The sequence below is a fragment of the Geomonas sp. RF6 genome (genome assembly GCF_021044625.1).
Taxonomy (GTDB): Bacteria; Desulfobacterota; Desulfuromonadia; order Geobacterales; family Geobacteraceae; genus RF6.
Window position 1 is genome coordinate 713,508 of the sequence record NZ_CP087999.1, and the last position, 14,304, is coordinate 727,811.

At 60.3% G+C, this 14,304-nt stretch carries 11 protein-coding genes and 1 riboswitch; of the genes, 1 reads left to right on the forward strand and 10 read right to left on the reverse strand.

Annotation, left to right across the window (positions count from 1 at the left end):
- The first annotated feature begins 59 nt into the window (after positions 1-59).
- Entirely contained in the window at positions 60-1,613 is a 1,554-nt protein-coding gene (locus LPW11_RS03040) for a sigma-54-dependent Fis family transcriptional regulator (protein WP_230996657.1), read from the forward strand.
- Positions 1,614-2,097: 484 nt separating this feature from the next.
- On the opposite strand, the gene LPW11_RS03045 is transcribed toward LPW11_RS03040, so the two are convergent.
- The 10 genes from LPW11_RS03045 to LPW11_RS03090 form a co-directional block, all read right to left on the reverse strand.
- Positions 2,098-3,828: an aldehyde ferredoxin oxidoreductase family protein gene (locus tag LPW11_RS03045; protein WP_230996658.1), complete on the reverse strand. Its 1,731-nt coding sequence runs from the start codon at positions 3,826-3,828 to the stop codon at positions 2,098-2,100.
- Positions 3,829-3,859: 31 nt separating this feature from the next.
- A riboswitch (molybdenum cofactor riboswitch) is annotated at positions 3,860-3,979 on the reverse strand.
- Positions 3,980-4,320: 341 nt separating this feature from the next.
- The gene (locus LPW11_RS03050) at positions 4,321-5,259 is read right to left on the reverse strand and encodes an MBL fold metallo-hydrolase (RefSeq protein ID WP_230996659.1); all 939 of its coding nucleotides are present in this window, start codon (positions 5,257-5,259) and stop codon (positions 4,321-4,323) included.
- Positions 5,260-5,389: 130 nt separating this feature from the next.
- Entirely contained in the window at positions 5,390-6,016 is a 627-nt protein-coding gene (locus LPW11_RS03055) for a hypothetical protein (RefSeq protein WP_230996660.1), read from the reverse strand.
- Between the two features lie 6 nt (positions 6,017-6,022).
- A complete protein-coding gene (locus LPW11_RS03060; RefSeq protein ID WP_230996661.1) occupies positions 6,023-6,451 on the reverse strand; it encodes a hypothetical protein in 429 nt (142 codons plus the stop codon).
- Between the two features lie 10 nt (positions 6,452-6,461).
- Entirely contained in the window at positions 6,462-6,707 is a 246-nt protein-coding gene (locus LPW11_RS03065) for a hypothetical protein (RefSeq protein WP_230996662.1), read from the reverse strand.
- 197 nt (positions 6,708-6,904) lie between these two features.
- Complete coding sequence (locus LPW11_RS03070) at positions 6,905-7,312, reverse strand: hypothetical protein (RefSeq protein ID WP_230996663.1); 408 nt, start codon at positions 7,310-7,312, stop codon at positions 6,905-6,907.
- Between the two features lie 1,096 nt (positions 7,313-8,408).
- The gene (locus LPW11_RS03075; RefSeq protein WP_230996664.1) at positions 8,409-9,272 is read right to left on the reverse strand and encodes a PfkB family carbohydrate kinase; all 864 of its coding nucleotides are present in this window, start codon (positions 9,270-9,272) and stop codon (positions 8,409-8,411) included.
- Positions 9,273-9,288: 16 nt separating this feature from the next.
- Positions 9,289-10,659 (reverse strand): DUF4403 family protein, encoded by a 1,371-nt coding sequence (locus tag LPW11_RS03080; protein ID WP_230996665.1) that lies wholly within the window; start codon positions 10,657-10,659, stop codon positions 9,289-9,291.
- Positions 10,660-10,888: 229 nt separating this feature from the next.
- Positions 10,889-12,364: a protein adenylyltransferase SelO gene (locus tag LPW11_RS03085; protein WP_230996666.1), complete on the reverse strand. Its 1,476-nt coding sequence runs from the start codon at positions 12,362-12,364 to the stop codon at positions 10,889-10,891.
- Positions 12,365-12,637: 273 nt separating this feature from the next.
- Complete coding sequence (locus LPW11_RS03090; RefSeq protein WP_230996667.1) at positions 12,638-14,155, reverse strand: Fic family protein; 1,518 nt, start codon at positions 14,153-14,155, stop codon at positions 12,638-12,640.
- Between the last annotated feature and the right edge of the window lie 149 nt (positions 14,156-14,304).

Below are 14,304 nucleotides of genomic sequence, written 5' to 3' on the forward strand. Positions count from 1 at the left end.
TCATTTGGTTCGGAAAGGCCAAGCATAGGCATCGGACGGAAACGGGGGGACCGGCGGGGATGGTGGACAAAAACATATTTTTCCGCGAGATGACTGTCAAGATCTGCAGCAGTCTCGAGATAAAGACGGCGCTTACCAGCGCCTTTGAGTATCTGCGCGAACATATTCCCCTTGACGGCATAAGCCTCACCGTGCGCGATACCAACGTTTCATCCCTCAGAAGGGTCGCCCACGTCACCAACGGCAGGCTCGGCCTCACCGAAGAGATCATCCCGCTCCCCGAGGACCTCTGGGTGAAGGTCCAGTCGTGGAACATCCACGTCCCCACCATAATGAACCCGCACCGCGACGAGCTCATCAGGGAGCTCGCCCCGCACATGAAGCTGAAGGGGTACTCCGTCATCCAGATCCCCCTGTGGGTCGAGAAGGAGCGCCTGGGGTGGCTGATCCTGCGCGCCCGCGGCGAGGACCTTTACGACTCCTCCCACGTGGAGCTCCTCTCCACCGTGAGCGAGCCGTTCGCCATCGCTCTCGCAAACGCGCTCGCCCACGAGAAGCTGAAGAAATACAGCGACATCCTCCTCGACGACAACCGCTTCCTCAACAAGGAGCTCCTCTTCAAGAAAGAGGAGATCATCGGCGGCAACTCGGGCCTGCGCCACGTCATGGAGATGGTGCAGCAGGTGGCGCCGCTGAACAACTCCGTGCTCATCCTTGGCGAGACGGGTGCAGGTAAGGAAGTCATCGCCAATGCCATTCACTTCGGGTCCTCGCGCAGGGACGGCCCCTTCATCAAGGTAAACTGCGGAGCAATCCCGGAGAGCCTGATGGACAGCGAACTCTTCGGCCACGAGAAGGGCGCCTTCACCGGCGCTCACAGCGAAAAACGCGGACGCTTTGAGCGCGCCGACGGCGGGACGATCTTTCTTGATGAGATCGGCGAATTGCCGCTCCAGGCCCAGGTGCGCCTGCTGCGTGTCCTCCAGGACCGCCAGATCGAGAGGGTCGGCGGGACGAGGCCGATACCGGTCGATATCCGGGTCATCGTGGCCACGCACAGGAACCTGGAGAGCATGGTCTCCGAAAACCGCTTCCGCGAGGACCTGTGGTTCAGGCTGAACGTCTTTCCCATCATCATCCCGCCGTTGCGGCAGCGAAAGGAGGACATTGCCCCCCTCGCCCGCCACTTCGTGGAGCAGAAGTGTTGGGGGCTGGGGATCTCCGTCCCGCCGCAGATTGCCCCCGGCGCGCTGCAGCGCCTCATGAACTACGGATGGCCCGGCAATGTGCGCGAGTTGGAGAACCTGGTGGAAAGGGAACTTATTCTGCACCGCGGGGGGCAGCTCTATTTTGATTCGGTGCTGCCGCGGGAAGGGAATGGGGTGCTGTCTCCGAGGGAGGTTGGAGACGATGCACCACCGATGCGGCTCGATGAAGCGATGGCATTGCACATCAGCAGTGTGCTGAAAAGGACGAACGGAAAGATCCATGGGGTCGGGGGTGCCGCAGAGCTTCTCGGGCTGGAGCCGAATACCCTGCGGGCCAGGATGGATAAACTGGGGATCAAATTCCGGCGCAGGGAGAAAGCCGCTAGCGCTCCCCCGCTTCGGTAGTTTTAGCACAAGCTCCGCAGTGCAGCCGGGATCTGATTCCGTGGAGGTCGTAGGCCGGGATAAGCCGCAGGCGTTCCCGGCGTCGGCGCCGGCCGATGGACATGCCGGAAACGCTGCGCTTATTCCGGCCTACATTGTCCTGCCTTGAATAGATAAGACAGTCCTACTTCCCAAGCTCAGCTTGGGAATGCAGCTGCCCGCGAGGCTCCGCCTCGCCAACGGCCGCGATTCTTCGTTTCCGCTGACGCGGATGCAAAGCCGGAGCTTTGCGCCCAGGTGCCGTTCCCAAGGTGACCTTGGGAACGAGCAATCATGGGTTCCTCGAGGTCGTAGGCCGGGATAAGCCGCAGGCGTTCCCGGCGTCGGCGACAGCCGATGGACATGCCGGAAACGCTCCGCTTATTCCGGCCTACAAGATAAAAAAAATCCCGGTGTGGGGGGAGCCACACCGGGATTCTTTTTGTGCCGACGCTCTTGGAGCTTTCTAGAAGTTCCAGAACTCGTCGATTTCCGCGTCGGAGAAGTCCCAGATCGCGTTGTGCGGTGCGACCGGGTCGAGGGAGAAGAACTCCGGCAGACGGTCGTGAGCGTTGTTCATCCCCGCTGCGAGGTTGAAGGCGCGCTCGGTCTTCAGAACGGATTTGCCGAGGGCAATGACGTCGTCGCCGGTCAGGTTGATGCCGAAACGGGCATTGATCATCTCGATCAGGGCCGGGAGGCACTCCGGTACGTCGAGAGCCGGGAAGGCGACGAAGATGCACATACCGGTGGAGTCAACGGCTGCGGTTGCGATCTGCAGGTTACGGGAGAGCTCGACCTGCCCTTCTTTCTTCAGCGGGTCGACAAAGCCGCCGACGTTGAGGATGTTGGTGGCGATGGTGTAACCGGAGGTGTGGTCGGCACCCATGGTGGAGGTTGCGTAGGTGATGCCGATACCCTTGACGGAACGCGGGTCGTACGCCGGGATCCCCTGGTTCTTGACGACCGGGCAACGGGTGATGCCGTAGGTGCGGCCGACGGAGCCGGTGCCGTTGCCGAGGACACGCCCGAGCGGGGTCCCCTTGGCGATTTCTTCGGTCAGCAGCCTGTGCACTGCCTTGCCGTCGCCCCACGGAAGGATCCCTGCTTCCATGGCAACTGCAAACATGACGACGCCCTCGATGGAGTCGATCCCGATGTCGTCCATCAGGTTGTCGGCCTTCGCGATGTCATCGAGGCAGCTAACGAGGCAGTTGGCGCCGAGGCCCCAGATCGTCTCGTATTCAAAGCCGGAGGTGAGGTACTTGGAGTCCTTGTCGACATAAACCTGGGAGCACTGGATGATGCACCCTGCATGGCAGCCGTGCTTCGGCTTCCCGCCGCGGGCCACGATCGTGTCGTGCATCGTCTCGCCGGAGAACTTGTCGTGATCCTCGCACTGGCCGTAGGTGAAGTTGCGCGTCGGCAGCCCCCCCGCCTCGTTCAGGATGTTCACCAGGATGTTCGTGCCGAAGGTCGGGAGACCCTGGCCGGAAACCGGGTGATCGAGAAGGGCCTTGGCGAAGGTGCGTGCTGCAGCCTTGAACTTCTCCGGCTCGGCAACCGGTACCGCGCCTGCGCCGGTCTCATCAACGGTGATGTACTTGATCTTCTTGGAGCCCATGACTGCGCCGAGGCCGCCGCGGCCATGGCTGCGGATCTTGGAGTCCGGATCCTTTACGGAGATGTTGGCGGAGGTCATCATGAACTCGCCAGCCTGGCCGATGGTGAGGATGCCGATCTTCTTGTCGAACTTCGCCTCGAGGGCTTCGACGACGGCAAAGTTACCTTTGCCCAGCAGTTCCGTCTCCTCGTTGATGACGATGCTGTCCTTGGTGACGTGAAGGTTGTACCACTTGTTGTCCTTCGGCATCCCCTCGATGATGATCGCCTTGATCCCCATGCGGACGAGTTTCTGCGCCACGGTGCCGCCGGCGTTCGACTCCTTGATGCCGCCGGTCAGCGGGGACTTGGCGCCAGCGGAGAGGCGGCCGCTGTTGGCGGCTGCGGTGCCGGAGAGCAGGCCCGGTGCGAAGACCAGCTTGTTGTTCGGACCGAGTGCGTCACAGGTCGGGGTAACCTCTTCCGCGACGATCGTCGAGGTAAGGGCGCGGCCACCGAGGGGAACCCAGGCGGCGGGTACCGGCTCAACCTTGAAGCTCTTGTCGGTCATGTTCAGGCGAAAAATTTTGTCCATGCTCCATCTCCCTATCTTTCGTTTTATTTTCCGCGCGAGCGGATTTGCTCCTTTCCGAAAGGGAGGCCACGCCGTTTCCAACGAAACCCGTTGGCCGGGCGCCATGAGGTTTACCCTGTTAGGACGCACGGCTCGGAGGCAAAGTGAATAACTTCATGCTCGTCCGTCTGACATCACCAATCCGGTACTGCCAGCCGGTGCTATAAAGCCATTACTGTGCCAGCGTGAAGATCTCTTCAGGTTCAGCAACTTGAGTATGAGCGCGCAAGGCGGGTTGAAATATCTGGCGGTATACAATGAAATATTTGGCGGCAAATTATGTATATGCCAAATATTTCATTTGCTACTCTGTGGATGTTGAGTGGAGAGGCAGGAGATGGCAAAGCCCGACAACCGGTAGGCGGAGTCGGGCTCAGGGAGCTGTTTTCGGGGAGGAGGATTCCTGCGGACAGGAATCGGCGCTGTGGGCGAAGTTACCAGGAACCTTCCTTCTTACCGCGACATGGCGACCTTTTTGTCGACCTCTTTCGTCCCCAAAAGTACCCGCAACTCGTCGGCAACAGACTGAATGAGCGACATGTGGCTTTGGCTGGCGGGATCCTTCGTTTCGGGGTGCCTGCCGGTGAATTCGCAGTAACTGGCCAGAATCACCACCCGCTGGAACTCCAGGGGAATGACATCACCGGCGAAGGCCCGGAGCGCCTCGTCATAGCTCATCCCCTTTTGAAAGCACTCCCGCGCGCGCTCAAACTGCCTTTCGAGCTGCTCCCTCTGGACGCGCACATGCGCCAGCGTGCCTGCCTCGCCATGTCCGGGGACGTAGACCTCCGCCTCGAACGATTCGAGGAGCTTGTAGTGGGCGATCGTCTGGCTGACATGCCCCTCGAGGGGGAGCGGCGGCATCCCCTTCAGGAATACGTCTCCGCAGAAGGCGATCTTTTCAGACGGTAGATAAACCACCACGTCCGATTCCGAGTGCCCCGCTCCCAGCTCGATCACCCGCACTTCTCGCGCCCCCTGATACAGGGAGAATGTCCCGCGAAAGCACATATCCTGCACGGTGTACCGGCCGCCGCTGAAATCGAACTCCGGGAAAAACTTGGCGTAGGAGGCCGAGTGCTCCCCCTGGAGTTCCAGATTCGCCTTCGTCTGCTCCCGCCCCGAGTGAGTAGTGATGACCGTGGCCTCCGGAAAGAGGTGATTGGTGTAGACGTGGTCGGCGTGGGAGTGGGTATTGATCAGGAAACGGATCGGCTTGTCCGTCACCCGCCGGATTTCCGACAGGAGGTTTTTCGTCATGGCCGCATTTGCGAGGCTGTCGACGACGATGACGTCCTTGTCGCCAACGATGACCCCCGCATTGCTGTACCAGACTAGAGGCGGCTGCAGGAACGCGTAGACATCTTTCGCCAATTCTCTGAATTCATACACGGTGCACCTCCTATTGCAGATCACTTTTCCATGCAACTTCCAGCGCCGATGGGACACCCTCTCGTTCCTGCTTACGATGCGGCAAATCCTGCCTTCACTTCAGACTACCGATGGCTGCGTCCTGTTTCTATTACATGGAGCCCGGCACAGCTTGAGGTTCCTGTACCGGCATCGATTCCTCGACCAGATGGCCTTGCAGGAAGACCGCCTGCTCGAGGGTGCGAAAGAACTGCTGGTAGATTAAGGGATCCTCCACCTCCTGCAGGTAGAACTGCGCGCTCGCCCTGACCACGGACTGCTTTTCGTTACGCCTGCGCACCGTGACCGTCAGGCGGACGATATTGCTGCGCTGCCAGAACGGTCCCCACGTGCGGAATCCCTTGCTGAGGATGAGAAGTGAGCCGCCGTCATACAGGTGATAAGACGGCTCGTACCGGTCGCCGGCGAGAGGGTGCTCCAGCGGCAGAAAGAGCCGCCCCGAGACGACGCCCAGATCCTCGTCTGCGACCTCCACCATCAGGTTGAGATCCTGCATAGTAGAGATGATCGCTTCGACGATGCGGCGCCTGTCGGTACTATCGAAGATGCGGCTTTGCGCGGAGCGGAGTTTCACCTGGCTCGTATGCGCCGCCGAAATCTGGGTGCGCGAGTCCCACTGGTTTTCATGCCGCCATTCGTACGGGGAGGGGCACCCCAGGAGCACGAGGAAAAGCCCGACGAGAAATGGGCGGATGAGCACAGGAGGTAGCAATGGCATCGCCGGCTATTCCTTGGTGACAAAGAGTGATCTCTCAAGGGTCGCGAAGAAGTTTTGGTATACCTTGGGGTCATCGATCGGCTTGTTGTTGTAGATCGCATTGGCCCGCACGATCATCTTCCGGTTCTCCTGCTGCCGCACCGTTACCGTGACTCCCACGACATCCGTGTATTCGGCGAACCGGACGGCGGTGATGAGCCCCAGCGGCTCGTTTGCGCGCTCTATGATGAAGCCGAGATCCTGCAGAGCGGAGATAACGCCGCGCATGGCCACCGTGCGGTCCGCCACCTCAAAAGCCTTCGACTGCACGGCGCGCAGTTTCATCTGCGCGTCGGTCGGCGCAAGGAGATCCTGGCCTGGCTGCGGAGCCGCGCACCCCTGCGCCAGCAGAAAGCCCGCCAGGAGTGCGGCCGCTGGAGATAACCTCTTTTTCATGCCCACCACCCTAGAGTGTGAATGCCTCGAGGAACAGAGCCTTGGAGAGTCCGGCAAAAAAGAGCTGGTAAACCTCGGGGTCTGAAATCATCTCCATCTTCTGTTCGCCGGGGAGGATTGCCTGGCGCTCGACCCACCCGTCCCCCTTCCATACCACGCAGTAGAAAGTGACGCGCACCTCGTGGCGGGTGCCGCCGGCGTTGACGGGGGTGGCGACGAGGACAGCGGATATCTTCTGCTGCAAGTCCACAGGCATGCGGACGTAGCCGCCGCCTGGCAGGACTTTCCTCACTCAGCTCGAAAAACGCCGTCTGCTGCATATGGGACGCGCAGCCAGAGAGAGAGGCAGAGGCAGCCAGAGCGGCAGCGGCATAGAGGATGCGCAAGGAGTTACTCGCCACCGCCAGAAGGTGACCAGCGTGATCCCGCCGGGCGTGACGCCGCGCTCCGCGTTCAGAACTGGGTGGCATTGTAGGCGAAGTCGCGAACCTTCTTCTCCTCATCGAATTTGATGATGATTGTGAGGGTACGCTGCCGGGTCGAGCTGGTGCCGGATTCGGTGCCGCCGCCGGCGACGACAAGCGTCCCGTAAGAGGATTGGGATGAGTCGATCCGATCGCTGGACACCTTGTCGTAAACCCACACTTCCCGCCGCTGTTCGTCAGTCGTCACGATATTTGGTGATCCCAGAGCCTCGACCACCTGAGCCGCGCTCATTCCCATCTTAATTTCCCTTTGCACCTTTCCGACTGTCAGCCGGTCTCCGTCCAGCTCCTTGCTGGGGGCGCCACGGACAGGTGTTTGGGCGGTGCACGCAGCAGTCGTTAAGAGTAAAAGACCGAGCACCAGAACATGCCTCATAGCTTCGCTCCTCCGGCTGGCATATCACTGTGGGAGTACCGACATTAGATGTAACACGATATTTGGCGGGATCAATGCGATCAGCAACCTGAGGCGGGCTTTTTTGAGTCAAAAAAGGGAGGATCTAAAGAAGACAAGCAGAAAGCTGTGACATTTACTGTAAGAGCGTAACAGGAGGAGGATGCTTGAACGTTCTCGCTGAGCTTGCCGAAGCGATCTATCCTTGAGGGAGGTGGGATATCACACTGTCAGCAAGCTCAGCACGAACGGCTAATCCGGATCTGCGGCCTCAGAGACATCGGCCGCAGGTTGTTAACGCCGGAAAGGGTGGCCCATGTGGATCAGCTTGCACTCGCTACACTTCCCGTAGCGCGCAGGAAGGCAGCTTACGTTCACCGTGTTGCAGTTGCGGCATGCCCAGAAGGCGATCTCTACATCATCTTTCCCAGCCAACTCCCCGTACAGCCATCCATAGTATCTGTCCCAATCAAACTCAGGCTCTTTGGAAGCTGCTGTTGCTATGCGCTCGAGTAACATATCGCCTCCTCCGCGGCCCTCTCCTGTAGATATGTTCCACCCGCCACCGAGGCTCGAGGGCCACGTGCAGTACAAGCATCCACAGCATAAATCACGCCGCCTGCTCAGCACCATACAAAATTGAGCAGTTACAGCGAGTTACAGCACAACTCAGGTTTTGGTTCAGGCTGATGGGTGAGAAGAAATAGTGATGAGGCTCTTTTTGAAGAAATTTTTGCAGGGGAGGTCGCTACAAAGATCATGGTGCCCCCGCGCTGGAGCGTAGGCATCTTGCCTGCGATGGCCGCGCAAGCCGCCACAGACCGCGCGGCTGGCGCCGCGGCTACAGGCTGGGAAGCCTGTGCTCCAGCGCGACGTCACTAGCGTTCCCCCCCGGGGAGGACAGAAGGGGGATGGTCACGCGTCAACCTCTACCCCATCCCCACCCTGTCCCTCCCCTTGAAAGGGAGGGGACGCCAGAGCTCCTGCTCTGCTAAGGATTTGACTTTGTGCGCCACAGGACGACCAATTGAAGGTGCCAGTCGGCCAGGAAACGTGGCAGGCATCCTTCTGGACCCAGCTAGACAGCAGTAAACCATGAACGTGCACCGAGATGATCACATTTAACGGCTGCCACTCTGGCTGCCTCGCTTAGAGCTTGTCGGAAATCGCACCCTTCCAGGAAGTAATAACAGAAGGCGCCATGGAAGACGTCGCCTGCGCCGGTTGTGTCGATACCTCTGCTTCGATAGGTCGCCACCAGTGCCCCCCCGTTCTCGTCTCTGACAACGATAGGCTCTGCACCGTCGGTTATCGCGATCCGCCTGATGCCGGCGCCTGTCAGGTATTCCACACTATGCGATTTCCCGCTGCATCCGGGTGGATGGAAGCGCGACGAGGCGATGACCATGTCACAAAATTCCAGCAACTCTTCAGTACCCTCTTTCCAGCTTCCACCATCCAGGACCACCGGGATGCCTGCCGCAGATGCCCACCGGGCAGCGCGGATCGCGGCGTCCATATAATGGCCATCCACAAGGAGAAGCTCACACCCCTCCAGGATCTCTTCACGATTCCAGAGCGCGGTCTCCGCCACTTTGGAAGCATTGAGGGAGACAAGAGCGCGCGAGGCGGAACCTGCCGTCAGAAAAGCCGAGGACACCGGAGGGCGGAAGTCGCTCGTCGGGGCGATGTCATGAAGGCGAACGTGATGGGATCTCAGATCATCGGAAATCGCCCTAGCCATCGCACCGGAGCCGACAGCTGAGAGAAGGACGGCCTCGCCGCCGAGATGGGAAAAGGTGACAGCGGCATTTGTTGCCGGGCCACCGGCATTCATGGCAGCATCAGACGCCACGATTTTTTCATCGATCGATGGCAGGCGGTCGACCACGTAGATCAGGTCCCAGGTCGCCAGCCCGACGAAAGCAGCCTTATGCTTCATAGCTTCCTTCATCTGATTAGTGGAAGAGGATAGCTGTCTCCCCCTCGGAGTACAGCTGGATGGCGATGCGGTCCCTCTCCACCATGACGTCATTCACCCTTACCGTTTTCAGCGTCCCCGAAAGAAAGACGTTTTGCGCCAGGTTGACCCGCTGCATCGCCTTTCCCGCCATCTCGCGCGCCTGGGCAATGTTCTGCGTCAGGTCCACGTTGAGCTTCTCCTCGATCTTGCTCCTGATGGTCCCATGCAACAGCCACTCGGCGGAGGTGACCAGGAGACTGCGGGACTGCAGGTCGAAGTCGACGTCGTGCACGGAAAAGAGGTTCGTCTGCGAGTTGAAGACCGGCTTCCCGGTGAGGTAGAAGGTGCCGTCGATCGTGCCGGACATCACCACCTTCACAACCAGCCGCTCCCCGTTGCCGTACACCTCCAAATCTTTGAGAATGACGCTCCTGCCGTTCTCGCCCAGCTCCTTGTTGAGAAGAAGCGGAGAGGCGATCTTCACGATGTCGCGGTAGAAGAGCTCCGTGTTGAGCGCAACGCGGAATGTCCTGTCCATCCCCTTCACCAGCTTTAGATTCGGCAGCGGCACAGGCGCCCGTTCCGACGGCTGAGGCCCCACCACCACCTCGGCTACTGATTTGAGCCCCACACCCAGCTTCAACTGGTTGTTCTGGGCGTAGAGAGGATCGAGGAGCACCTCCTGCGGGGTCATCACAAGCCAGGCGCTGTACGTTTTGTCCAGCAGGATCGGCTTTTGCGCCGCGCTCCAGACCTTCCCCACCTCCGTTTTCAGCGGAAACTTCTCGTTGAGCTTTTTGCAGATGAGCGTCGAAAGGCTCTGCTGTACCGGCAGCGTGAGGCCGTCGAGAATGCTGCGCGGCTTGATGGAGAAGAGCCCTACCCCCACCTCCTCCGGGAGTGGATTGGTGACGCCGGTGTAGTAGATATCGGCGTCCACCCGCCAGTCCGATGTGACCTTCGGATGCACCTTGAATTTCAAGGTGGTGGCATAGGGGAGGGTCTCGATGCTGCCGTAGCTGAGCTTCAGGGAGATAGGGATGGAAAGGTAGAGGAAGTTATCCGCCGCGGATACCGACATCGTTCCGTTTCGGAGGATATCCGCGGTGAGCCCCTTCGTCTTGGCGGATCCGCGGTAAAGCTCCTTCGGCGTCAACCTGTTCAGCATATCGGCAAGCTCAGCAGCCGAAGCGCCGATGGCGAGATTGACTGTGGATGCTTGCCTGGTGAGCCGCGAGCGAAACGCCTCCTCCTTCGGCTGCTGGGCTGTGAGGCCGGAGCGCTGGTCTACGGTGGCGCAAGAGGTAATGAGAAGGATGGCTGCCATCGCAGCAGAGAGAGAAACGACTTTGGTCGCAGAAGACATGCTCTTCCTGCCTTTCCTAAAAAATTGAATCGCCTCGAGGGCAAAGAACCCACCTAAAAGCGCGGTGAATTCTACGTCCTTTCTAAAGGTATTTCAAGCTTAGGAGAATGGGCAGGACTGGTAAGCATGCCGTCAGCATCTCAAAGCCACATGGCCTGACCATGGGAGGAGCACCCGCAGCTAATCAGCCGTAAACAAGCCGGAGCCGTTTCTTTCTGATTCACCATCCTCAGGTCCCGCAAAAGGTCCTGTACGGAGGAGCCGACGCATCAGGCGGGGTGGCGTAGCGGGCTTGTTCGGGAGTGTGCGCGTAGGGATCGGAGAGTGCCTTGAGAAACTCGTGCATCAGGCGGTAATCACCTTGCTGCACTGCGGCGGCCAGTACCTCCTCTACCCTATGGTTGCGGGGGATCAGCGCCGGGTTGCTTTTGCGCATCAAAAGCTGGCTCGAGGAGCGCGACTCCGCCTGCCTCACCAGCCTTGCCTGCCATGACTCGTGCCACTGCTGGAACTCGGAGGTGCCGTGAAGGGCGCTACCTGCGCTATCATTTCCCATCAGCTCCCGAAAGGTGTTGGTGTAGTCGGCACGATACCGGTGCATCAACTTCAGGAGCCGCTCGATCAGGGCTTCGTCCTCACCCTCCTCGTTGAAAATGCCGAGCTTCGATCTCATTCCCGCCATCCAATGCGACCGGCTCTGCTCGGGAAATTCCGACAGGGCCTCCTCGGCTAGTTTCACGGCCGTCTGCGGATCAGCGTGCAGCAAAGGCAACAGCGTCTCCGCAAAGCGCGTCAGATTCCAGGTGGCGATGCGCGGCTGGTTGCCATAAGCGTAGCGTCCTTCAGCGTCGATAGAGCTGAAAACCGTCGCGGGATTGTAGGCATCCATAAAGGCGCACGGACCGTAATCGATCGTTTCCCCGCTGAGCGCCATGTTGTCGGTGTTCATGACTCCGTGGACGAACCCGACGAGTTGCCACTTTGCTATCAGCACGGCCTGACGCTTGATCACTTCCTTAAGGAGCGAGAGGTAGCGGTCCCCGTCCTCTTCGACGTCTGGAAAGTGGCGCTTCAGTGTGTACTCCGCCAGCACGCGGAGGTCCTCCAGATTCCCCAACCCGTTGACGTATTGAAAGGTCCCGACGCGCAGATGACTGTCCGCCACCCGGGTCAGAATGGCGCCAGGCATTTCCATTTCGCGCCATACCGATTCCCCCGTAGAGACTACTGCGAGGCTGCGGGTGCTGGGAATTCCCAAGGCGTACATGGCTTCGCTGATGATGCACTCACGCAGCATCGGTCCCAGTGACGCGCGCCCGTCGCCGCGGCGCGAGTACGGCGTGGTGCCGGAACCTTTCAGCTGGATGTCCACTCTCTCCCCCGAAGGGGTCATCTGCTCACCAAGGAGGATGGCTCGGCCGTCCCCGAGCATGGTGAAGTAGCCGAACTGGTGTCCCGCGTAGGCCTGAGCAAGGGGCATTGCGCCCTGAGGAATGGCATTGCCGGCAAGTGCCGCCAGCCCCTCCCCCTCCTGCAGTTCCTCGGGAACCAGGCCCAGCACCACCGCCAGAGAGTCATTGAGCACAGCCAGGGCAGGCGACCGTACCGGCGTCGGATTCACGCGGGAGAACAGCGTGCTCGGCAGCCGCGCATAGCTGTTGTCGAAATTCCATCCCGCACCTCTTTTCACTTTTTCCCTCGGCATCGTACCTCCTCCAACCGTTCGAACTTACTCCGCTCTTGAGAGACTGGTCACCCATTTTAACTCTCTTTCCGTTGGGAAGGCAAAAGGTGCGCGGACATCCCTCCGCCCGTTGAACTATTGCAGGATGGAATATAAAAGAAGGCCCCAGAGAATGTCCCGGGGCCTTCTTTTTCGTCCGGACCGCCGACAGGGGCGACCTTTGATTTGTGGAGGTGGCGTCCGATAACAGGAGAGATAACCGGTTGTTATACAGGATATTTGACGGGGGCTTTGCTACCCTTCCCATCCCTCCGGAAACGATGCAAGGTAAGCCGTTTCGATGGAGGAGACCTCAGCGTCGGTAAGTTGTCCGAACTCCTTCTCCCTCGCGCGGCGCGACAGCCTCCCCGCATTCTGGTGCAGAAAGCGAAACAGCAGGTCGATGGTGCGGTCCGGCATGTCGATCACGACCTCCGTGCGGGAGCGAAAGAGGTCGTAGCGTCTGAGGAAATCGCTCTCGCGCGGCAGATCCTCCTCTATGGTCTTTTTTACGCAGGCGTAGAGAAATTCGGCGTGGGGGGTGGCGTCGAAGTAGCGGTAGAAATCCGCGGTGTCGTTCTGGACCGCCACGTTGCCGTCCGCCGTCGGGACCCAGTCGATAACCGGCAGCAGCCGTCGGGAATAGTCCTCCAGGACTAGGCGGTAGCTATCGATCTCCGCCAGGACCGCGGCCGAAACAGGAAAGACCACCCCTGCCGGATTGAAGCCGCGCCGGGCGAGCACGTGATGAATGAGATAGCGGTGGATGCGACCATTGCCGTCGGTAAAGGGGTGGGCGTAGACAAAGCCAAAGGCGAGGGCAGCGGCGGCGATGCCCGCGTCGAGTTCAAGGGCGGCTCCGCGGTCGAACGCAGTCATTCCCTCGATGAGGGAGGGGAGATCCTGCGGACGGGCGCTGATATGCTCCGGGATAGGAAGGCGGCTATCCCGCTCGTGCTCCCCGACGAACCCGCCCTCCTCGCGCAGCCCCAGACGCACGAAACGCGCGTCGCCGATTACCATGGCTTGCAGGCGCAAAAGCTCATCGAGATCAATCGCCCTCCGCCCCGCCTCTCCGATGGTGCGCCCCCAGCGCTGGATGCGGTCGTGGGGAGGGCGTTCCCCCTCTATGGCGAAGCTCGACCGGGAGTCCTTCAGGAGCAGAAAGGCGGCGGTCCGCGCGAGCACGTCCCGCGGCACCGCGGCGACGACCTCCCGGGCGCGGCGCGCCAGATCGAGGGCGGCGAACTCCTCCAACGCACCGGTGCGGTAGACCAGGGGGCAGAACTGCGGAGTGCCGGGTAGGTTGTTGCGTACGCGGTGCCGGGGGGAATTCTCCCCCTGCGTCGCCCACTGCTGCTGCGGATCGAGTGCCGCTTCGTACGCGCCCGACACAGCGTCGGGGAGGTCGAGGCGCGCTCCCATGAGCCACTCATACAGGAACCAGATGCGCCTTGTGTAGCGCCCGGTCGGCTTCGCCCGTACCAAGGCCTCGATTTCGCCCGGCTGCACCTTCTGGAACAGGCGCTTCAGGACAGCGAGATCGACCCCCTCGTATTTGAGGGCGAAGGTCAGGTGCCCCTCCAGGTCCGGCGACGGCGCGTGGCGGGGGGTGAGGATGCGCCAGCCGGCCACGGTTCTGGTCCGGTGGTGTTCTCCAGTCGCCGTCAGCGTTCTCGGCAACGGCACCCGCAGCCGACACGCATCGATGAGGGCGGCGTAGCCGGCGGGGGTCGCGCGTTCCGGGAGCGCCCGCTCTTGAAAAAACGTCACCGGTCCTGAAAAGACGTACTTTGCCCTCATGATTATGAAAAACTCCCTGCGCACATGAAATATAGTGATAAACCAGGGTACACCCTGAAAAATAAACATACAACACCCGCGCTCGGATAGCAACATCTACTGAGGCTGAGGCACTGGGA

Excerpts from the sequence above, each read along its gene's own strand:
- LPW11_RS03040 (WP_230996657.1), top strand. The coding sequence starts at position 60 with ATGGTGGACAAAAACATATTTTTCCGCGAGATGACTGTCAAGATCTGC.
- LPW11_RS03045 (WP_230996658.1), bottom strand. The coding sequence starts at position 3,828 with ATGGACAAAATTTTTCGCCTGAACATGACCGACAAGAGCTTCAAGGTT.
- LPW11_RS03055 (WP_230996660.1), bottom strand. The coding sequence starts at position 6,016 with ATGCCATTGCTACCTCCTGTGCTCATCCGCCCATTTCTCGTCGGGCTT.
- LPW11_RS03060 (WP_230996661.1), bottom strand. The coding sequence starts at position 6,451 with ATGAAAAAGAGGTTATCTCCAGCGGCCGCACTCCTGGCGGGCTTTCTG.
- LPW11_RS03065 (WP_230996662.1), bottom strand. The coding sequence starts at position 6,707 with ATGCCTGTGGACTTGCAGCAGAAGATATCCGCTGTCCTCGTCGCCACC.
- LPW11_RS03070 (WP_230996663.1), bottom strand. The coding sequence starts at position 7,312 with ATGAGGCATGTTCTGGTGCTCGGTCTTTTACTCTTAACGACTGCTGCG.
- LPW11_RS03075 (WP_230996664.1), bottom strand. The coding sequence starts at position 9,272 with ATGAAGCATAAGGCTGCTTTCGTCGGGCTGGCGACCTGGGACCTGATC.
- LPW11_RS03080 (WP_230996665.1), bottom strand. The coding sequence starts at position 10,659 with ATGTCTTCTGCGACCAAAGTCGTTTCTCTCTCTGCTGCGATGGCAGCC.
- LPW11_RS03085 (WP_230996666.1), bottom strand. The coding sequence starts at position 12,364 with ATGCCGAGGGAAAAAGTGAAAAGAGGTGCGGGATGGAATTTCGACAAC.